Annotated in this window: 18 protein-coding genes; 7 read left to right on the plus strand and 11 right to left on the minus strand. The window is 52.3% G+C overall.

The genetic code is table 11. The annotated features are described in order from the left end of the window. Nucleotides 1-2: 2 nt before the first annotated feature. Together ACFSSA_RS06110 and ACFSSA_RS06115 are read right to left on the minus strand one after the other, a co-directional pair. A complete protein-coding gene (locus tag ACFSSA_RS06110; RefSeq protein WP_386819308.1) occupies nt 3-1,502 on the minus strand; it encodes a DUF7133 domain-containing protein in 1,500 nt (499 codons plus the stop codon). Further along, nucleotides 1,499-2,392 (minus strand): hypothetical protein, encoded by an 894-nt coding sequence (locus ACFSSA_RS06115; RefSeq protein ID WP_386819310.1) that lies wholly within the window; start codon nt 2,390-2,392, stop codon nt 1,499-1,501. The genes ACFSSA_RS06110 and ACFSSA_RS06115 overlap by 4 nt, the downstream gene beginning before the upstream one ends. Nucleotides 2,393-2,527: 135 nt before the next feature. Here ACFSSA_RS06115 and ACFSSA_RS06120 point away from each other — a divergent pair, with 135 nt between their 5' ends. Continuing rightward, entirely contained in the window at nt 2,528-3,394 is an 867-nt protein-coding gene (locus ACFSSA_RS06120) for a hypothetical protein (protein WP_386819311.1), read from the plus strand. Here ACFSSA_RS06120 and ACFSSA_RS06125 read toward each other — a convergent pair. The 5 genes from ACFSSA_RS06125 to ACFSSA_RS06145 all read right to left on the minus strand — a co-directional run bounded on the left by ACFSSA_RS06125 (nt 3,391) and on the right by ACFSSA_RS06145 (nt 6,929). Continuing rightward, on the minus strand, nt 3,391-4,791 hold the full coding sequence (locus ACFSSA_RS06125) for a hypothetical protein (RefSeq protein ID WP_386819313.1): 1,401 nt from the start codon (nt 4,789-4,791) through the stop codon (nt 3,391-3,393). The two genes, ACFSSA_RS06120 and ACFSSA_RS06125, sit on opposite strands and share 4 nt — an antisense overlap. A gap of 82 nt (nt 4,792-4,873) precedes the next feature. Further along, complete coding sequence (folE2, locus tag ACFSSA_RS06130; protein ID WP_386819314.1) at nt 4,874-5,659, minus strand: GTP cyclohydrolase FolE2; 786 nt, start codon at nt 5,657-5,659, stop codon at nt 4,874-4,876. Nucleotides 5,660-5,758: 99 nt separating this feature from the next. Next, complete coding sequence (gene rpsR / locus ACFSSA_RS06135) at nt 5,759-6,001, minus strand: 30S ribosomal protein S18 (RefSeq protein ID WP_386819316.1); 243 nt, start codon at nt 5,999-6,001, stop codon at nt 5,759-5,761. A 5-nt stretch (nt 6,002-6,006) separates the two neighbouring features. Continuing rightward, complete coding sequence (gene rpmG, locus ACFSSA_RS06140) at nt 6,007-6,180, minus strand: 50S ribosomal protein L33 (protein WP_200350839.1); 174 nt, start codon at nt 6,178-6,180, stop codon at nt 6,007-6,009. Between the two features lie 29 nt (nt 6,181-6,209). Then, nucleotides 6,210-6,929 carry a TraR/DksA family transcriptional regulator gene (locus tag ACFSSA_RS06145; RefSeq protein ID WP_386819318.1) on the minus strand — a complete coding sequence of 240 codons (720 nt, stop codon included), beginning with the start codon at nt 6,927-6,929 and terminating at the stop codon, nt 6,210-6,212. A 201-nt stretch (nt 6,930-7,130) separates the two neighbouring features. Here ACFSSA_RS06145 and scpB point away from each other — a divergent pair, with 201 nt between their 5' ends. The 4 genes from scpB to ACFSSA_RS06165 all read left to right on the plus strand — a co-directional run bounded on the left by scpB (nt 7,131) and on the right by ACFSSA_RS06165 (nt 11,493). Next, the gene (gene scpB, locus ACFSSA_RS06150) at nt 7,131-7,856 is read left to right on the plus strand and encodes an SMC-Scp complex subunit ScpB (protein ID WP_386819320.1); all 726 of its coding nucleotides are present in this window, start codon (nt 7,131-7,133) and stop codon (nt 7,854-7,856) included. Continuing rightward, nucleotides 7,853-8,923: a prephenate dehydratase gene (pheA, locus tag ACFSSA_RS06155; protein ID WP_386819322.1), complete on the plus strand. Its 1,071-nt coding sequence runs from the start codon at nt 7,853-7,855 to the stop codon at nt 8,921-8,923. Before scpB ends, pheA begins: the two co-directional genes overlap by 4 nt. 65 nt (nt 8,924-8,988) lie before the next feature. After that, nucleotides 8,989-11,187, plus strand: coding sequence for a c-type cytochrome domain-containing protein (locus ACFSSA_RS06160; RefSeq protein WP_386819324.1), 2,199 nt, complete (start codon nt 8,989-8,991; stop codon nt 11,185-11,187). Between the two features lie 57 nt (nt 11,188-11,244). Next, entirely contained in the window at nt 11,245-11,493 is a 249-nt protein-coding gene (locus tag ACFSSA_RS06165) for a hypothetical protein (protein ID WP_386819326.1), read from the plus strand. A gap of 7 nt (nt 11,494-11,500) precedes the next feature. Here the strand turns inward: ACFSSA_RS06165 and ACFSSA_RS06170 are convergent, their stop codons facing one another. Further along, a complete protein-coding gene (locus ACFSSA_RS06170; protein WP_386819328.1) occupies nt 11,501-13,345 on the minus strand; it encodes an SLC13 family permease in 1,845 nt (614 codons plus the stop codon). A 342-nt stretch (nt 13,346-13,687) separates the two neighbouring features. Between ACFSSA_RS06170 and ACFSSA_RS06175 the strand changes: the two genes are divergently transcribed. Together ACFSSA_RS06175 and ACFSSA_RS06180 are read left to right on the plus strand one after the other, a co-directional pair. Then, nucleotides 13,688-13,843: a hypothetical protein gene (locus ACFSSA_RS06175; RefSeq protein ID WP_386819330.1), complete on the plus strand. Its 156-nt coding sequence runs from the start codon at nt 13,688-13,690 to the stop codon at nt 13,841-13,843. A 175-nt stretch (nt 13,844-14,018) separates the two neighbouring features. Further along, nucleotides 14,019-15,620 (plus strand): SpoIIE family protein phosphatase, encoded by a 1,602-nt coding sequence (locus ACFSSA_RS06180; RefSeq protein ID WP_386819332.1) that lies wholly within the window; start codon nt 14,019-14,021, stop codon nt 15,618-15,620. A 75-nt stretch (nt 15,621-15,695) separates the two neighbouring features. Here the strand turns inward: ACFSSA_RS06180 and ACFSSA_RS06185 are convergent, their stop codons facing one another. The 3 genes from ACFSSA_RS06185 to ACFSSA_RS06195 form a co-directional block, all read right to left on the minus strand. After that, nucleotides 15,696-17,249: a hypothetical protein gene (locus tag ACFSSA_RS06185; protein ID WP_386819334.1), complete on the minus strand. Its 1,554-nt coding sequence runs from the start codon at nt 17,247-17,249 to the stop codon at nt 15,696-15,698. A gap of 23 nt (nt 17,250-17,272) precedes the next feature. After that, complete coding sequence (locus ACFSSA_RS06190) at nt 17,273-19,738, minus strand: Amuc_1098 family type IV pilus outer membrane protein (protein ID WP_386819336.1); 2,466 nt, start codon at nt 19,736-19,738, stop codon at nt 17,273-17,275. Nucleotides 19,739-20,015: 277 nt separating this feature from the next. After that, a complete protein-coding gene (locus ACFSSA_RS06195) occupies nt 20,016-20,921 on the minus strand; it encodes a bifunctional riboflavin kinase/FAD synthetase (RefSeq protein WP_386819338.1) in 906 nt (301 codons plus the stop codon). Nucleotides 20,922-20,923 lie beyond the last annotated feature (2 nt).

A 20,923-nucleotide genomic window follows, 5' to 3' on the forward strand; every position in this document is an offset into this window, starting at 1 on the left:
ATTTACTTCGGCGCCTTTATGACATTATACCAGACTTTATGCCCCTGTATCTCGCCTCCGGATTTTGAGCGTAGGGAAGTCATATCCACGAGGTGAAGATACTTCTCTTTCAATCCACCGATATCCAGGTGGAGCGTGCGCCCGTCCCTGGAAAGGTTTGCTGCTTTCACTGCAACCTTCTGTTCATCAATTTTAGCGGAACCGTAGTTCGCATGATACTTGTAGGTGTGCCTTTTGACGGAAAGCCCTGCCAGCGAGGCCGGATCAATCGCTTCACTGAAGGTCATATCAAAGCCGCTTCTTGTCGCTTTCATCGCATCCAGCGCCAGAAAAGGTTTCCCATTCCATTTGATCCGGAGAAGCCCTTTGCTGCCAGCCCAGGACAATGCGGTTTTCCCCACGTAGAGTGCACCATCGTTGCCGAAGAGCAGACGATTATTCCCGATTCCGAGATCAGGCCCATCAAACATCGGCACCAATCCTGTCTGAAAAACCCCATCTACCTCATCGTCAAGAACGCGCACCAACGTCGGCTGATTCATTTCGCCGATCAAGGTCTGCCTGGCCATTCCCCCGGGGAAAGCCCCTTCCGGAATTACGACAGGCCAGGTCGGAGAGTTGGCCAATTCGCCTTGCGGAAAATAACCTGCGGCAGGCTCCTGCATCGCGTCGAACTCGCTTGCATCGATATCCAGCGGATTGCGGCCATTCCAATCCTTTTTCCACACCAAGGAGGCCGGGTGCCCGTAGAACCCACCTTCTTTGATATGGTAGAGCGGACTTGTCGGCCGCCAATCGCCCTGATTGTCGGCGATCAGCAAGCGCCCTTTTGCATCAAAGCCAATTCCATTTGGAGAACGGAAACCGCTCGCATAAGGCTGGACAGAGCCGTCCGGCGTTATTTTCAGAACCCACCCCCGCCATTTCACCCGGGAATACATCCGGCCGGCTTTATCCTTATTTTTCTTCCAATCCGCGGCGTTCATCATCTGCTCCCGGCCGAGCTCTCCGATCTCTGAAAATTCCCCGCGGATTTCCTCTCGCATGGACGCTCCGTTCGATGCCACACCGAGAACGATAAACAAATTCCCCTCTTTGTCCTTTGCGGGACCATAGGCAAACTCGTGATAATTGCCGCTCATCCCAAAGTCGTCGCAGACCGTCTCATAGCTATCGGCCTCGCCATCCCCATCGTTGTCCTTGAGGCGGGTAAGCTCGGAGCGCTGCATCACGAGCATGCTGTCTTTGCTTTCCGCCAGAAGTCCCAAAGGCTCCTGAAGACCTCCCGCAAACTGCACCCATGAGCCTGTGGACGGATCGTAGATCATCACTTCGCCTCTGTGGAAAGCAATCGCTATACGGCCGTCGGGAAGAGCGGACATGCCCCCCACCTGGGGATCGATTCCCTCGGGCGGGGCGATATATGTGTAGTCGAAATTTTCTGTCCACGCTGCGGCGGAGAGGCTCAGGCAGATGCCGAAAAGAGAGATAAGGGATTTCATTTGAACGAAAAAGTAAGGGTGAATTCAGCTGCCTCAGTAGCGGTCAGGGTAAGATTCGAGCCATCCCAGCTCCCCTTGTTACTGCTGTAACTGGTTTTGGCTGTCTCCGGAAAGTGAAGAGTCACGGGCTTTGCCGGAGCCGGGTGAATCGTGAAGCTACGCTGGAATCCTTCACCCTCACTGACGGGCGAAAAGCTTTCCGTGATTTCAGTGGTGCCTATCGAATACCGAAAGACCGGCAGTCCATCCTTGACCTGATAACCTGAGAATTTCACTTCCCCCTCCAGCGGGAGCGGAGATTCGTTCTCCGTATATCGGATATCGCCATTGATACGCGTCATCCCGCTTCCGTTACCACTCCAGTATGGGAAACCATTGATAAAACCTCCACTCCAAGCATAGCGAAGGCGGCATGTTCCCGCATCCCAGCAGAGAGAATTCTTCTCATCCAGTGCGACTGCGATCGCCGCCGGACCAGCGTCGGGCATGAACAGGCGTTGCACCATCGGCCGCTTGGCCTGGGTCGGCGAGGCTGCGTAGGGGTCGCCTTTAAATTGTTTCTTACGCCGCACGCCCTTGGAGACGTTCATCACGTGCTCATAAATCTTATGTAAGTTCGCTTCTCCCAGATGGACCATGGAGGGCATTTCTATTCCGTTGGGGCGTTTCTGATACGGAGCCACAGCCCATTTCACAAACTCATCCGCCCGCCCCGCATACAATGTCCTGATCTCCACAAGGGAAGGACCTACCAAAGTCTCATCCAGCAAGTGACACGCGGAACAATTCAGCGTAAACAATTCCTCGCCCGTGGGTTCCGCAGCGGACAAAACTCCTTGGAAAATCCACGGCAAAGCACCCAAGGCTAGAAAATATCGTATAGGTTTCATAAAAAATCTGCAGCTCGTTCCGGGAAACGATAAAAGGCGGGCCCGCATGAGAGCGATTCCATCGCACCCGTGAATGCCGTTGAATAGCAATAACGGAGCTTACCTGCAAATTCTTACACCGCTTTCCAACCGCTCATGACACGCGCTCCCCATCCCCGTCATTCTCTTATTCCCCTGTGGTTGTGGCCGAATTTACTCGGGCTGGATTCCCCGCTTGTCGCCGTCGCATGGCAGTGGTTGTTTGCCAAAAGCTTTGGAATTACTCTTCCCGATGTTTTCCATCTGATACTGGGATTGAGCGCTTGGTGTATTTATCTGGCCGATCGCTTGTACGACTCTTGGCGCACCCACGATGTGTCACACGCCACCGATCGGCTTCGTTTTACCAAGCAATTCTTCATTCCGCTAACCGCCGTCATGATCATCGCGGGTTGTATCAATGCATGGTTGATCCTTGTATATGTGCCTCGGGATTTCATTTTGACCGGTCTCACCACGGCCTTTTTGGTGGGGGTCTATTATACGATCCGTTTGGGAAGAAATCTGGGTTTTGCCTCGATTGTGCCCCGTGAAATCATCTGCGGTATGCTCTTTGCACTGGGCTGTGTAATCGCACCTTTTTATTTTGCGACCTCAACGATGAACGATCTCCCCCACTTCGACTTGGCTGCGGTATTCTTCGGTGTTCTTTGTTCGATGAGCTGCATCCTCATCTCACTCTGGGAGCGGGACGCCGATATTGCTACCAACGATCGTTCGATCGCTACTTCTGCTTCCCGGATCGTGCCGCACATCGCGGCATCAATCACTTTTCTCAGCGCTGCGTGCGCGGTTCTAGCTATATTCACCTCGTGGGAAATATTTCTCAGCCTTGCTCTAAGCGCGTTTGCACTTCGGATGCTGCTACACATGGAAAAACAGCTGTCACTGGTTAGCCTCAGAGTGCTGGCAGATGGCGTGTTGCTTACGCCGGCTCTATTTCTGCATCACTTCGGGTTTTAGATTCCCAGCACCCTCCCGATTGCTCCAAAAATGCCTTCCCATAGCCGCGCCACCGGATTCTTCTTTCCCCCTGTCACTTGCTGCTGGATCACCAGACCGGAGCCTTGGAAAAAATCGTCAAACAACGCGTTTTTACTTCTTAGGTAGGCAACAAATGTTTCCGCCCTTTTGGGTGAGAAATTCAGATGCGGGCTAAATGCCACGGTGAGTTTGCTATTCACCCGCCGTCCCGGATGAATCGGTAACACACTCTCCACCTGGATTCCTCTCTGGGCGGAAAAAACCAATTTCACGGGTCCTTCGATCGTCATGTAACGAAATTGCAAATTCACCCATGCGTGAAGTTTCCGGAATATCCATTTCGAGCGAATTCGAGGCGCTTGCCCGATGGGATGAGCCACCGCTACGAGAAAATGCGGGCGAAACACCAGGGATCTGCCGGCAGGAATTTCCACCACCGAGAGTTCCTCCGTCGCATCTACCTGGGTCGATAGCGTGATCATCCCGGGCGCTTCCGCGACGTTTTTGATTCGGGTGAGAATATAGAGGCCCGCAGCCATGCTGGAGAATGGATATTTCCAATCCATGATCCATTTGGTGCCCTTTTCGAAAGTGCCCATGGAGCCCTGTAAATAGTCCACCTTTGTTAGCATCACTTCATCCGTTCCCAGTTCGATGCGCTGGGCAGGATGGCTTTCCGTGGTGATAATCGCGTCCGCCGCCGGATGATCCACTCCCAGTAAAATGGGTTTCGAGGTCTGTGCAATCGGTGCTATCACATAGTATGCCGCTAGCTTCCAGAGAAATGGAATCACGATGATCGCCGCCAAAATCATTAGCGCATTTACCGCCATTACCCGTAGCTGATTGCGCATCAAGTCATCGAAGGTTTCCCGCATTTCCTGTATTTCACGGAGCTGCCTTTCCTTTTCATCCCGCAGCACTTCCCGCTGCTTCAGCTCCTCTTCACTCTCTCCACCTTCGATCTGAAGTTGCTGCTTCTCCTTGGAAAAACTCCTGATCTCCGCTCGCAATTCACGCTCTTGCTTCTCAAGCTTTGCTTTTTCGGCAGCAACCTCCTTTTTGCGGAAGAGGTTCATGATTCTTTCCATGATTTCCTCCATTCCACGGCGCTTCTGCTCCAGCTCCTTCAGCTCACTCATCCGCTGCTGAATATCGGTGTCGAGAATTTTGACACGTTCCGCGAGCTCACCCACCAATGCCCGGCTCTCGCTGAGCCCCGTGATCGCCTTCTCCAGCTCCTTTTCGTGATATTTCACAACCATCGGAGGCACCACTTTGACGACAAAAACCGCCAATAACAGGCCCAGGATAACCGCATAAATGACCAGCTTTCCAGCCAGCCATGAGATCAATCTTGCGAGAATTCCTGTCATTACTACTTCAAGTTACACAAAAAACGGCTGCCCGTTACGGACAACCGTTTGGTGATTCAAGGTCGACCCCTTGAGTGATATTTCAAGACTCAATCATCGCATAAGCGTTGTGATTGTGGATCGATTCAAAATTTTCGGCTTCCACCCGATACCAGCTAATCAGGTCATGTTTACGAAGGCCGGCTGCGACATTCCGCGCCAGGTCCTCGACAAAAACCGGTTGATCGTAGGCCCGCTCCGTCACAGCCTTTTCATCGGTGCGCTTCAAGCCAGCATACAGCTCACAGCTTGCCGAGCTTTCGGCCAGATCAATCAGCTCTTCAAAAGTTAGTTTCTGATCTGCAGCCACGGAAATGGTAACCACTCCACGTTGGTTGTGCGCTCCGCGCTCACTGATTGCTTTTGAACAAGGGCAAAGCGTGGCGACCGGAATCTGTGCGCTGAGGAAAAGCTCGCTCCCACCTTCCGCACAATACCGGTATTCCATCCCCAACTCATAGTCCAAAAGACTCTTCATCTTTGAAACCGGAGCTTCCTTCTCCCGGAAAATGGAGAATTCACAGCCAATGTAAGCTCGCTGCGCCTGAAGACGTCCTGCCAAAGCCTCGGTAAGCTTTGCCAGACTCTCCCCGCATAGCGGTTCCGGGAAAGCATGTAGAGCTTCTACAAAGCGACTCATGTGGGTCCCTTTCAGATGCGCGGGTAGCTCCACAGTCATTTCGTATTTTGCAATCGTCGGTTGCTCGGTGCCATTCGCTCCGAGATACCGTGCTGGGTAGCGGAGCTCTTTGACTCCTACCCGATCAATCATGATTTCACGATGATCCTGTTCGTTTTGCGTATCGGGCAAAACCTGCATCTTGTCCATATTTCCTCTATGAATGAAGGCGAAAAAGCCCGCCCAATTGATCGGGCGGGCTCGAAATTTAAATTTCCATGCTTGATCGCACTTTTACCCGGTTGCCAATTATGGCATCAGGTTGATCGCGCGGGACTGCTTGATCGCGTTGTTGATTTTGCGATGCAGTTTTGCGGATACGCCGGTGACACGACGTGGCAGGATTTTACCAGTTTCTGAGCAAAATTTGCCGAGAACTTCTGGGTTTGTAGGAATCAATTGCTCCACAGGGATGTCCTGCCTGCGGCGGGTCATCTGGCGGTTCGCCTTGCGGAAATTAATGCGGCGTTGGATAGTCTTAGGCTCGGACATGATAATTAGCGGAGTTCGCGGTGAAGAGTTCTACGCTTAAGGAAGTGATTGAACTTCACTTTTTCCAGACGACCTGGAGTGCGTAAGCTTTTTTTGTTACGTGTAGTTACGTAACGTGATGTTGGTTTGCCCTCAGCTTTTGCTTCGGTGCATTCAAGAATAATGATCTCGCGTGGCATGGTTCAGTTAGTGGGGGGCGGATATTGGTTTAATCGTCGTCTCCGTCAAGCGAAACCGTAACAGAATCTTCATCTTCTTGTGGTTTTCCTCCGCTGAAGCCTACTTCGTCGGAAGGTCTGAACCTTCTGGCACCGTATTCTTTCTCCCATTGCGCCTGACATTCTACTGTCAAGCGGGCAAAAGGTATAGCTTCCAGACGGGCTGTCGGGATTTTCTTTTGGGAAATTTCGCACACACCGTATGTTCCGCCCTTGATACGTTGCAGTGCTTGCTCGATTTCATAGAGAGCATCCTGCTCCTTTGCAAGGACGGAGAGAGCGAAATCCCTGTCATAGGCATCGCTACCGGCATCGCCCTGATGTTGGCCGCTACCGGAGGCCTCGCTGCCTTCCGGAGCATTGCGGATGGTATCGCGCGACATTCCGGATACAGAATCCACGAGAGAGTCCCGCAAATCGAGTAGACGCTGACGCTGTTTCTCCACGAAGGAAGCACTGTGGGTGCCGCTTCCGCCGGAGACAGGCTTTACCGGCTCCGCCTTGGGCGGGACAAAAGGAGGCTTCACGGGAGCTGGCGGAGGAGTATCCACCAGCGAAGATTTTCTTGGAGCAACTTTCTTCGAAGAAGCTTTTTTCGTCACCTTCGGCACTTCATCGCCTTCAGTGGCTTTACCCGTTTTTTTTGCAGGAGTTTCTTTTTTTACCGTCTCGCTGGAAGCGGACTTCTTCGTGATCTTTTTTGCAGCCATTATGTTAGGATTACGTGGAAATCTAAGTTTTGGGAAAATTTGCTTTAGTCTGCAATATATTCACAGATAGGGCGCGGTGGATTAGCCCTTGTAACACGTCACTTCAAGGGGAAATTTCATATTTCCTAAAATATCTTTCGAAACTCAGCCCACCCCCGTGCTTGAAATGCTCGGAAGCTTCACTAATCTGCCGACCCCGTCATGCAACTCAGCGCCATTCTGGAATCACTTCTCATCGCCTCGCAAGACGCCCTTCCCTCTGCGGAAATGGCGCGTCTGGTCCGTGCGCGTGTTGCGGAAGCCGAAGATGTCCATGCCCGCGAGTGCGAGGAAGGAGGCAAGCCGGAACCGCTTCCCGAGTGGCTCATCGCGCTCTCAAAAACGGCTCCCGAAACGGTGGATACGGCAGTGGCGGCGCTAAACCGGCACTATCTGGAAACCGGCAGAGCCTTCACCATCCTGGAGCGTCCAAAAGGCTGGAAAATCTATACCCGCAATGAATACGGGGATTTTGTCCGTCACCTTTTCCCTGGCCGAAAGCCAGAGAGGCTCAGCGGGCCCGCAATGGAAACACTGGCGATCATTGCCTATCGCCAGCCAATTACCAAAGCAGCCATAGAGGCAGTCCGCGGTGTCTCCTGTGATGGAATGATCCAGAAGCTTCTCGATCGGGATCTGATCCGTATCGGGGGGCGGGCAGAGCTTCCGGGCCGTCCTCTGCTCTACCTGACCACTGATCTTTTCTTCGAGCACTTCGGGATTAATTCCATTGATGACCTGCCCAATGCTTCAGAGCTACGCCGGGTAAAACTTCCCGATGCAGCCGAACAAAATCCCGAGCAATCCACTGCGGAAAAACAATTACCACTCTCCCCTACACCCTCGCCCGACGGGCAGGTAAAATCCCCTTCAACTGAAAATTTATGAACCTGGACGACATTCGCAAACAAATCGATCTGATTGATCAAGACCTACTCAATCTCCTCTCGCAACGTGCGGACCTGGTTCACGAGGTAGGAGTGGTAAAAAAACGCGACAACCTTCAGATTTATGCTCCGGAACGGGAGCAGGCATTGCTGGATCGCCTGGTAGCAATGAATCAGGGCCGCCTTCCCGAAAAATCAATCAAAGCGATCTATCGCGAAATTATGTCTGCCGCCCTGGCGTTGGAAGATGACCTGAAGATCGCCTATCTGGGACCGGAAGGCACTTGGACTCATCAAGCAGCCATCAAAAAATTCGGGCATTCGGTCGGCTATTCACCCCAGCCAAACTTCTCCGATGTATTTGATCAGGTTGCGCGCCGCCAAGCGGATTACGGCGTGGTTCCAATCGAAAATTCCACCGAAGGGGCCGTCTCCCACACACTCGATTTGTTCGTGGATTCCACCCTGCATATCTGTGCGCAGATTTTACTCCGTATTGAGAACTGCCTGATGGCTTCCATCGCGCGGGAAGACATTAAAACCTTGTATTCTCATCCGCAGGTTTTCGGCCAGTGCAGGAACTGGATTCTAAAAAACTTTCCATCCGCGGATCTGGTAGAAGTATCCTCCACTACCAAGGCGGCTCAACTGGCCAAGGAGAAAGCCCACGAAGGGGCGGCAGCCTTGGGCGGCTCATTGGCGGCTGAAATCCATGGCCTCACACTGCTGGAAAGCGCTATCCAGGATCGCGCCACCAATACCACCCGCTTCCTCGTTATCGGAGAAAAAACCTGTCCGCCGACGGGCAAGGACCGCACTTCCATCTTGTTTGCGATCAACGACCGTCCGGGCTCCCTGGTGAATGCCCTGCAAGCTTTCGAGCACCTGCATATCAATCTCTCGAAGATCGAATCCCGGCCCTCGAAACGGAAGGACTGGGAGTATATCTTCCATGTGGATCTATCGGGCCACTGCGAGGACGAGAACGTTTCGAAGGCTCTAGCGGAATTGGCAAATCATTGCTCGATGGTGAAAGTCCTCGGGTCCTACCCGGATGTGAGCGAATAAAGGACGCTTTCGTCCAAGCATTTTGCTGAAAAGCGGAGACCACCCAGTCCGTATCTAAACGTTTGATGCGGCTCGCTATTCTATCATTGGCCCTGACCAAGCTTCTTCCGGCTGCGGAAATGGTTTCCTACGAGGATCATGTCCTCCCGGTTTTTGAACAAGCCTGCTTGAATTGCCATAATCCGGACAAAACGAAAGGAGGCTTGGACCTTTCCAACTACGCGGGAGTGATGAAAGGAGGATCCTCGGGAAAGATCGTCGAGCCCGGCGATACATCCTCCACACTGGTCAATCTCGTAAAGCATACCGCAGAGCCGGTAATGCCGCCCGAGGGCGAAAAACTTTCCGCCACGCAAATTACACTTATCGAAAAATGGATCGAGGGAGGCCTACTCGAAACAAAATCTTCAACGGCCAAAAAACCATCCAAGCCGAAGTTTGAGATCGCGCTTCGTTCAGATCCGGCGAAGGCCCCCGATGGCCCTCCGCCCATGCCGGAACATCTTCTGCTCGAGCCGCCCGTTGTCACCCGAAACGCTGCTGCGGTGCGAGCCCTGGCGGCTTCGCCCTGGGCACCACTCATCGCTATCACCGGCCAGCAGCAGATCCTTCTCCATGACACGGAAAGCTTGGAACTGGTAGGTATCCTGCCGTTTCCCGAAGGAGAGCCTATCTCGTTGGGCTTTACTCCAGATGGCCGTTACCTCATTGCCGGAGGCGGCATTCCCGGTAAGAACGGTCTAACCGTCACCTTCGATGTGACAAGCGGAGCGCGAGTCCTGACGGCAGGCAAGGAGTTCGATTCCATTCTCGCTTCCGACATCCGGCCGGCCTTCGATATCATTGCCACCGGCGGCCCATCAAAGCTTCTCAAGCTCTGGGACACTCAAAGCGGCGAGCAGATCCAATCAATCAAGAAGCACACCGACTGGATTACCGCTCTCGATATCTCGCCGGATGGCATTCTACTGGCATCCGGCGGACGCGATGGCGGCCTGCATGTCTGGGAAGCGGAATCCGCAAATGAATTTCACACTTTGCGTGCTCACCAAGCAGGTATATCAGCCCTGGCTTTCCGGTCGGACTCCAATCTCCTGGCCTCAGCATCTGAAGATGGTACTCTAAGGTTTTGGGAAATGAATCATGGGACAGAGGTGAAGAAACTTGATGCCCATCCCGGTGGTGTCACCACTTTCGCCTTCGCAAAGGATGGATCATTTGTTTCCGCAGGTCGCGACCACAAGGCAAAAATCTGGACGGCCGACTTCAAACCGCTGCGCGAAATCAAACTCCCCGCCCTTCCAAGCGCGGCGGCGATTGATTGGAAAGGCCAGAGAGCCTTTGTGGCCGATGCGAGGGGTGCCGTGCACGTTTTTCCGTTAAAACAGGACACAGAAACGGCTTTGAGGTCTTTCGCCAGCAATCCGCCTTCGATCAAAACCCGCCTTTCTACTATCTCCAAGCAGATCTCTAAAACGCGGGACAAGATCCGTTCATTGACGGAATCTACAAAAATACACGATCGATCAATCCAAGAGGAGCAGATCAAACTCGCAGCTGCAGAGAAAGCTCTCAGCCAAGCAAATCAGATACTTCAAGCTTCTCAAAAAGGCGCCGAGGAAGCTCGCAAATATTTAGAGTCTCTCGTGAAAGAGCCTTCAACAAAACCGGAAGAAATCGAAAAGGCAAGAACTGCGCATCGTGCTGCGATGCAGACGAAGGACTTAGCCCAAGCGAGAATCCGTCCGGCGGAAGCAGAGGTGGAAGCCGCCCGGAAGGCTCTGGCGGGGCTCCAAAAACCAGTGGAAACCACTAAATCCATGGCGGAAGCCAAACAAGAGTTACGGAAACTAGAACTTGCCGAAAAAAAATGGACCGCAGCTTCCATCAATACGCGCCTGATCGAGAGCCGCGAAGCATGTAGGGAGTTGACCCATCAGCATTCCGTGCGGATTGATGAGTTCCAAAAGGCGCTCACGGAGCTTTCAGTTCCTGCATCCGCACTTAATGAAAAACGGGCCGAGCGCACGGAATTCGCAAGCTCTTTGATCAGATCCAACCTTGTCGGCAGTCAACTCGAAGAGGCAGAGGCCACCTTGCGCGCCATCGAAGCAACTATCGAAAATCTCCGGGATGAGCTTTTCGAGCAAGAGAACCAGCTGACGGAAATCCGCCACACGGCCGATTTGGTGGCAACAAGTTTGGCCACCTCAAAGGCCACGAATACCAAACTGCAAAAGGCGTATCAAAGCGCTCTCCGATGAAATCCCCGATCTTACAGCTCACTTGACGATTCCACTCTCATTCGAAACGATCCATCCATGAAATTCGTCCATCTGAGTATCGTATTTCCCGCTGTTGGGCTTTTTTCGTCCTGTAGTCCGTTGAATGGAGCGGATCCACTTGATGGCAGCGATCTTGCTGCGGCGGTTTCAAGAAACGTTCCAAACACCCCGGAATATCGGGATGAAATGAAACATCAGAACGAGAGAATCGAAAGACTTAGCAATGACACTGATGTCAGTTCCTCCCGGAAAATCATCGGACTCGATCAGCGGGCAGAGTTTTAAAAACGGTCTAGGCTGGATTGAACGGCCAGATGATCGGCACGATGGTGCAGGTGATCACCCAGGCGAGGAGATTCAGTGGAATTCCGGTCCGTATATAGTCCGAGAATTTGTAGCCACCCGGCCCGTAGACCATCATGTGGGTCTGGTAACCCATCGGCAATGTAAACGCGCATGATGCCGCCACGGTCACAGCCATGATAAACGGCCGTGGCTCCACGCCGATCTCGCTTGCAAGCTTCACCACAATAGGCACCAACATTACCGCCGTGGCATTATTGGAAAGTACTTCCGTGAGCATGGAAGTGAACAGAAATACCAACCACAGAATCACAAATGGCAATAAATTCGGGGCGACAAAACTCCGTGTGATTTCCACCAGATGCTTCGCCAACCACTCGGCCGTGCCGGTGCTCTGCATTGCCATACCTAGGCCGAGCAATCCGTAAAGCATCAACAAGACCTGCCAATCAATGCTCGCGTAGGCTTCACGTGGCGTCAGGATCCCGCCCCATAACAAAACCAATGCTCCGACCATGGCAGCATAGTGGATCGGTATCGACGGAACAGAGGGATTTATCCGGCTGAAAATATCCGTCAGCGAAACGATCAGCACTACCGCTCCCAGGATGGACCACGAGAAGATAATAGGCCATTTTCTGACAGGAGCCGCTGGTTTGCTGTCTTGCTTCTCTTCCGGCGCGTCCGTCAGCACGAAGTCGCGTGTTAGCTTGAGTGACGAGAGGTTATTGACTGCAGTGATCACCAGTAGCGTATCACCCCGCTCCAGCGAAAGCTCAGCCATCCGGCTGGTGATATTGACACCATTTCTATGAACCGCCAGAACCACACAGTTATATCTCTGCCGGAAATCCGATGCGGCCAGGGTGCGCCCTGCAAGTGAGGACTCCGCCGGGATGACAAGTTCCGAAACGATTCCATCGATCGAAGAGAGCTCCTCAGCCCCTATTTTTGCAAAAAGCTCCTCTGCTCTGGCCGCACCACCTCTTCTGCGATGAAGAGCCACCAGGAACCGATCGTTCTTTTCCACGATCACCTCACTGAGAGGAACCATGAGCCGAGCCCCACGACGACGGATCTCCAGCACATGGATTCCCGCTTCCCGACTTCCCAATGGCGTATCGAAAAGCTTCTCGCCAATAATCGAAGCTCCATCTCCAATCAAAAGGTGATGCAGCGGAACCGCCCGGAAATCAATTTCCAAGCTCCCGGTAATAGACGACCGGGAGGGTAACAGCTTCGGCCCGAAAATCGTAAGGTAGCCGATACCAGCGATTGCCAATGGAACACCTATTGGAGCAAGCGTGAACATGGACATCGGCTCCAATCCCAGATCCTTGAGGCTGCCGTTTACCAAAAGATTGGTCGATGTGCCGATCAGAGTGCAACACCCCCCTAGGATCGATGAATAGGAAAGCGGAATCAGTAACTTCGAAGCGGGTATGTCTTTCGAACGAGCAAATCCCAGAACCACCGGCATCAGAATCGCTACGATCGCAGTGTTGTTCATCCATGCGCTAAAAAACGAGGCGACTATGGTGAATGCCAAAATCGATGATCGCACGCCACCTGTAACCCTGCGTTGCAGTAACCGTCCGATCTGATCCACTGCTCCGGATTTTTCAAGGGCTCCACCTATAATAAACAGCGATGCAATTGTCAGCGGGGCTTCATTTCTAAAAACGAGCGGCATATCCGCCATATCTATGAGACCCAGCGCGACGAGCAGACAAAGAATCGAAAGCGCCAATACATCGGGAGATGACCACTCGCGGACAAATGCCACCAGGGTGAGGATCACCACCAACAACGTTAATACAATTTCCTGACTCATTTTTGCGCCGAACGGCGGAGACTCCTTGGACTTCTCCCGTGAATTTTGCAAGAGTATTGCCCAATTGGGATCGGCTCGGAAAAATTGTAGTTTTAGCCCGGCGCACCCAGTGGTCCTGAATCCAGGGGCGATCGTATTTCTCAACACTGCAAAGCCATGCACGAGGGCCATGACGCTAGGTCTCTCCGAGTGGGACCCGCCTAGAACCTTACGACGCTAACGCAAAATTCCCACAAGGTGATGCCTTGCAGGAGTTTTCAGTCAAAAAACAATGCCGGGACCGCGGCAGTTAATCCGGTTTCCGTTTCTTTCCGGGGAAAATCAATTTCCTCCAGCCACTTAGTGGCTTTCCTTTTCCTCGCCATGCGCATGTTCTGCATGTCCGGCGTCTGCATGATCGTCATGGGCACCATGGTGCTCGTGGAGCTGTCGGGTGCCATTGGGACCATCGAATTCGTGTCTCTCACACGCACCAAGACCAAAACCAATAAGAACTGAAAGAAGAGCGAAGCGTTTCATCACCGCCTCTCATAAACACTCCGTTGCGAAAGGCAACCCAAGATCAACGGAACCATTCGGTTTCATTTTTCCCTGCCTTCGATCTTGCTTGATGCAAGCGCTCAAAAAGCTCTTCATGGTTTGCAAATCCGTCAAATACGACAATCCTATATTTATGTCAGACCCATCCACCAAGGCATGTAACGAGAACGATCGTCTGGAGCTAGCCCTCAGAGCATCCAACGAAGGAATCTGGGACTGGATGACAAATGAAAAGGAAATCTATTATTCGCGCCGTATCCTGGAATTTCTAGAATGCACAGCCTCAGGCGCACCGAATCTTTTTTTAGCACCATTTCTTCCGGTTCATCATTTGAACCGAGCCGAATTCGCAGGCGCCGTAGCCCAGGCATTGGAGCAAAATGGTCCTGAGACCCTGGCGGTGGACGCGCGTGTCCAGACTGGTGGAAACGAATGGCGGTGGTTGAGAATACGGGGAACTGTCGTACGGGACCGAAAAGGGCACGCAGTCAGAATCGCCGGATCAATGATTGATATCAGTATGCGGAAAGCAGCTGAAGCACAGATCGAGGAAGAACGTCACCTACTGCGCAACCTCATCGATCATGTCCCGCTGCAAATTTACTTCAAAGACCTGAGCTCCCGGCTGGTGATGATCAACCGTGGTATGGCCGAGTGGCATGGCGTGAGCTCCGGAGATCAGCTGATAGGAAAGCATGACAGCGATCTTTTTTCCAATGAGCACTGGGAGAAGGCTGCTGCGGATGAAAAGCGGATTATCGACACAGGTATCCCGATGACAGGCCAGCTCGAATGTGAAACATGGCGTGAAGGCAATGAGACCTTTGTCGTGACATCAAAATTTCCCTGGCGGGATAAAAGCGGTAATATCAAGGGGACCTTCGGCGTGTCCAGCGATGTCACTTCTCTGGTGCTGGCCCAGCGGCAGGCAACCGAGCTGGCGAACGAACTTCAGCACAAAAACGCATCCTATGAGGAGGAACTCAAGCTCGCCCATGAGATCCAGCAAGCGCTCTCCACCAGCAGCTATCCTCCCGCGGTTTCCGAAAATGGAAATCGAATCGAGTTCGCCTCACGCTATCTCCCTATTTCTGGATTGGCGGGAGATTTTTTCGAAATCATTCCACTCAAGAATAATCGATTTGGAATTTTTATTTGTGATGTGATGGGCCATGGCATTCGCGCTGCCTTGGTAGTTTCCATGCTTCGTGGGCTGCTTGTGACCCAGAACGAGCACAGCAATGATTCCTCTCAATTTTTGAATAAACTTAACCTGGGACTGACCTCAATTCTGAAACGTGCAAATGTGACCATGTTTGCCACCGCCTTCTACGGGATTATCGATCTGGAAGAGAGAACCATGAATTATTCCTGCGCCGGCCATCCCGGCCCGGTGATTTCCGGTAATAATTGCAGCAAACAGCTATGCACGGAGCGCAGTCAGAAAGGGCCGGCTCTTGGCATACTAAAGACCGCATCCTACTCGGAGCACCATCAGGATTTGAAGCGGGTGGATAGATTGCTCTTGTTTACCGATGGTGTTCTGGAAGCAGAAAACAATGATGGAGAACAGTTTATGGAAAAACGACTTCTCCAGATTGCGGGAGAAAAACTCCATGACACCACCGATCAGTGGCTCGATGACATTATTGAGACGGTTCTGAATTTTTCAGGAGATCACCATTTCGATGACGATGTCTGTCTGCTTGGTGTGGAGATCAAATCTCCGGCCTAAGAAATTTTCGAGCCTGCGGAATTCGGGCATCGCTATAGCCTCTTATACGTTCAGGCTCGGAGCATCTTGGTTATCTCACTGATCAATCAGACTTTCGAATGAATCGGGAGCAGCAGGGTCCGAGATAGCCGGTTTATCGCTTGCACGTTTGTTCTCGGCAGACTCGTAAAGCTCTCTGAAGTTATCAGCCGGAACGGCGCTGGTCCCGCTGATATCCAAAGATACCCATCGGTAACCCTCCCGGACTTCACCAAAGAGCTGGTCCAGCCGCTTGTTGGACGCCGCTCCTATCGTTGTCTCAGGAATACCGATATCCAGCTGTCCCTCGATTCCGCCACCGGTTTTATTCTTGATGGAACCCCGAAGAGCCATCCGGCCGCGTTGCTCGAATCTGATATCACTCATCATGAGTGAATTTCCTTCCCGGCGGATCATCGCCGTAGCCTCCGATTCGAAACCTGGAAGCTCATACCAGCGATCCTCTAGAGCGAGAGCAAGATACGAGAGAAACTTGAATTGGCTGATATCTATTCGTGAGTCCACCGAATTACTGATATTCAGCTCGAGAAGCATTGTGTCCGGTGAATTGGGATCGAATGTCAAAAAGTTTGAATCCGGAGAATCGTTTGTCACCACATCTCCCATGAAGAAGCGTCCCAAATCTCCACCCAGTATATAAGCTAGACTGAAGTCCTCCACACTTGCGGACAAGGTGTGTTTTGCTCCCGCATCCAGGGGTTTTACTCCCCCGGAAAAATCGATATGACCTCTTCCGCCGCGACGATTGTTGCCTTGCTGCGGTTTCATGAGCCGTAAACTCTGAAAATCGAGCTGCCCGGCTCTGATTTTGATATATGAGCGGTCCAGTGCGAGTTCCGGCCATCCCTTTAATTTCAACATGCCACCACTGAGGCGCACCTCGGCTCTGCCAGGATGAGTCCCCGGATACAAGGATGCCTCGGTAGCCTCCAACATGCTGTCGGGTAATTTGGCCTTCCCGAAGAAGACATTGAGCAGAGGAATCGAATACCGGGAAAAATCGACCGAACGGATTCCCTCTGCCGATACTGAAATAGCCGTAGGTTCTTCAGCTGACGGTGCCTGCAAGATCAACTCGCCATTAGCAGCGACAATTTCTTCTCCTTTGAAGACTTTCCCCAGGAAGCTCGCAGGAGCAATCTTGGCGACCACTCCTCTAACATCCAGTGTTGAGAGAGCATTGCCAGCAGGCCAATCCAGCATCACCTGATTGGAATTTGCAGTGGCGGGGTTCATCCGGAATTGGTTGAACGAGACCTTCGCTCCGCTGTTCGCTTCCGCTTTGGATAACAAACCATCCCGGTATGCAGAGCTATTTGCATAAAGGATCGCGATGCCAGCCAGGAGTCCCGCCAATACCAGCAAAACGACAAACCCGGAAATCTGAATCAGCTGGAGCCTCTGATTCCGCTTGGACTCTTTGCTATCGCCCTGCTTGGTCCGCCGTTTACGTTTTTTGACACGCATGGCCTGGCTGCCATCGGCGCGAGTGACAAGCTCACCTTTCCCTTCCGAGGGATCGCGCGGCTTTAGCCGCTCCATCATCTCATCAATGGAATATTTCTCCGGCTCAGTCGTAGAGTCTGACATAAAAGTGAATAGGAGGTTCTTGCTTAGCGATCGCTATAGCGACGGCCTGTTGGATCAAGCAGCTCCACATTCACGAGGAACAGAATCGCAGTGGAAGTATGACGCTTGGCATCGGATTGGAATAATCTGCCGACGACAGGAATATCCCCCAGCACAGGCGTTTTATCATTCACTGTGCTGATTTCGTCTTTCATCAAACCACCGATGACGATCGTCGCTCCGTCCGCTACTACCAGATTTGAATTGGTTTTCCGGACGCTGAAGACAGGCATCAGTATCGCATTTTCTGTGAGCACGCGCTGCTCCGGCCCGAGGAGACCGTTTCTCGTGGTTGTGATGGGACTTCCATAGTTTACGAAGCCATCGAAGTCCGTGATGGAAGGGTTCAATGTCACGTCGACAAATTGCCGGTTTGCATCCGCCACAGGTAGCACCTCCAGCGTAACACCCACGTCCCTTGTTTCAAATGCTGTTGGAGTGGCAGGTGTGACCGGAGATTGCGGGGTAGACGAGCTGATATCGGTAACCTCACCGTCCTCAATCCTAATCGTAGTAGTCCCACTAATCGTATTGGGCAATTCAGGCGGTTCGTATTCGGTGGGATAAATAAATTCCCGGATTACCTTTATGGATGCAGCCTGGCCACTTCGGGTCGTCACTGAAGGCTGGGCCATCAAGTCCACGCCCTTTTTCTGATCCAGCCCCCTCATGAGCATTTGGACGGTTGCGTTACTGATGGTGCCATTCACACCGAGAACTCCCGGTGCGCGGTTGTTTGTCTGGGTTCCGCGGCTGCTGCCGGCTGCGATGATAGAATCGATCGAGCTACTGGAGAAGGCTCCATCCCCACTGCGGTTTCCGGCGGTGATCGGGTTGCCCGGCAAAAATGTTCCCGGTGCTTGGGCAATATCTGTAATCGGACTACCGCTTCCAACGGTTCCGCCACTCAAGTTCAGTTGGCTCGCCCCGGGGATCCAGCTATCCCCCCCGAATTCGAAAGTATCAAGCATCCAATCGAAGCTTAATTCTTCCAGAATATTTCTCTCCACCTTGATCATGGTGACCCGCACCGCTACTGATACAGGCTCCGTCTGGGAAATCGTCTCTACGATCTGCTGAATGATATCCTGATTGTCGGGCGTGTTGACCACCCGCAGAGTATTCGTTGCTCCATTGAAAGATGCGAGGGCGCCATCGGGAAACGAAACCCCTTGCTGGCTGAGTGCTTCCTGGGGGCTCACTCGTTTCGGTAGCAGCCCGCCTTTTCCTATCTCCGTGTTAAAAATATCTCCGGTATCGGATTCATTGGAGCTACCTGAAGCCAGATTGCTCATGAAGTCCGGAGAAACCCGATAGGTTCGTGTGATCAGCTCGTCAGATCCACTACCTGCGGGACTGATAATCACTGCAAAATCATCCGTTTTGAACGTCGTTCCGGTGATATCGGCGATATAGTTCAAGATCTTCTCGACCGGAACATTGCTGACCTGTAGATCGAAAGTTTTCGCCAAAATCTCTTTTGCCGGCGAGCTTGCCGGATCACCTAGATTTATCGTGATATTGATACCTTTATTGGATGAATCAGTCGCAAACTGGTCATTTTCTGCAATGCGCAAACGAAGCAGATCAATCGCCTCCATCAATGTCGATTCCTCAACACGGAATTCCGGGATTACAATACGGCTGAGTTTATTTTCCAGCGGGATAAGATCTCCGGAGGCATCTCTTACATCGCTATCAACCAGATCTGGAATGACGAGCTCTGGCTCAAGAGGCAACTCCCAGGCGCTGCCGACTTGGGCGAGAGCTTCGGCACGGGTATGATCCTTTGCCGTATTGAGATAATTTGCCTTCTGGGAGGAAATCCGCTCCATCCCCCTGCGAGCCGCCTTATTGTATGGATCTATTCTTAAAACATCTTTGTAGATCTCATTGGCCTGATCATATTTGCCCAAATCATAGGCCCCTTGTGCCGTGTAGATCAGGCGGCGCACTTCATCGACATCTGCCCCGTGTTCCTTGGTCAGCGCCGGATTCGTGCGGATCGGATCCTGAAGATCTGCAAGCATTCCTTTTGCCTCAATATTGTCCGGCGCGACGTCATCCAGCAGCACCTTGTCCATTGCCGCTTTCGCCCCCTCCACATCCCCTTTGCGAGAAAGCATTTTCGAAAGCTCCACGGATGCCTGGGCATAGCGCTGAGTCGCGGCAGCTCTCAATTCCGCAGTCGCGGGGGCATCGGGAAATGCTTGCCGTGCGCCGGCATATGCAGCGGAGGCAGCTTCGTAATCTCCTTCCGTATAAGCTTTGTCGCCTTTTTCCAAAAGCATCTGGCCCTCTTGCACGGCCATCTGTCTGCGCTGTAACTCTTGATTTACAAGAGCCGAGCTTGATTGCGAATTTTGGGCGATGGAAGCGCCCATCAGGATTAGCGGCAACGTATAGACGAAGCAGCGACACGAAAGTTCATTGCGGATTAAGAATGCCATGCGGAGGTTTTGAAAACGTATAGTCCTTAGAAACCGAAAGAGTAAGCGTAAAATCAGCAAAATTTCATCTTTCTAAGTCGTCGTCAGCGGCGAAAACGCTCGATATCCATACAAAGTTCGAGCTGCTCCTCCCGCCCCGCCACAGGGCTCCGGTGGGAGGGTCGTATTTTAGCTTTAAGCGAGTGTTGCAACTGAATCCTCGCAAGCTTGATGCGGAAACGAATGTATTCTGGCCACCTCATGCGAGGCACTGTTCATAAGAACTCCATCTTTTCAATCAAATTTCACGCGCCTTGCTAACATCTTCCTCGATTTGACCGCGCAATGCGTCAACGGTCGGGAACTTCCTTTCCTCACGAAGAAAGCGGAGAAACCTTACGCTCAATTTCTTTCCATAAAGATTTTCCGAAAAATCAAAAATGTGAACTTCCAGCAGGCATTTTCCACCATCCACGGTCGGTCTTGTTCCCAGATTTGCCACACCTTTGAATTTCCCGTTGATCTCTACCGCCCATACCCCGTGCTTTGGGATTTGCAAATCCCCCAGATCCAGATTTGCAGTGGGAAACCCGAGCTGCCTGGCTAGTTTTCGCCCTTCGATCACGATGCCGGATACCTCGTAAGGTCGGCCGAGCATTTTCTCCACCGCATCGAAATTTCCGTCCCGGATTGCCTGACGGATGCGAGTGCTGCTGATTCTCTCTCCGTCCCACATCACCGGTGCCACTGCCTCAAGAGCAAAACCGAACTTTGCTCCCATTTCCCTAAGCATCTCCGTATCTCCGCCGCGTTTATTCCCAAAACGCCAGTCCTCTCCGACGGAAATGGACTTCACATTGCCGGTGGCGATTTTTGCGACAAAATCTGCCGCCTCCATTCTTGCGAACTCCTCGTTGAAATGAATTACCAAAAGCCCGTCACATCCCAATGAGCGGACTACCGCCGCCTTCTCTTCCAACGTCGCCAACAAGGATGAGGGAGCCTTGGCCGGCGCCATAACCGTGATGGGATGCGGCGAAAAAGTTACGACAAATGCTTTCCCGCCCTGCACGCGGGCAGCTTCCACCGCCCGCGAAATAACCGCCTGATGCCCTACGTGGACTCCATCGAAAACCCCCAGCGCCAAGTGCAATGGCCCATTCTGAGCTGCTAAGTCCTCTACTTTGTCCAGTCGTATGGGCATCG

Source organism: Luteolibacter algae, from assembly GCF_042683045.1.
In the GTDB taxonomy this organism is placed as follows: Bacteria; Verrucomicrobiota; Verrucomicrobiia; order Verrucomicrobiales; family Akkermansiaceae; genus Luteolibacter; species Luteolibacter algae.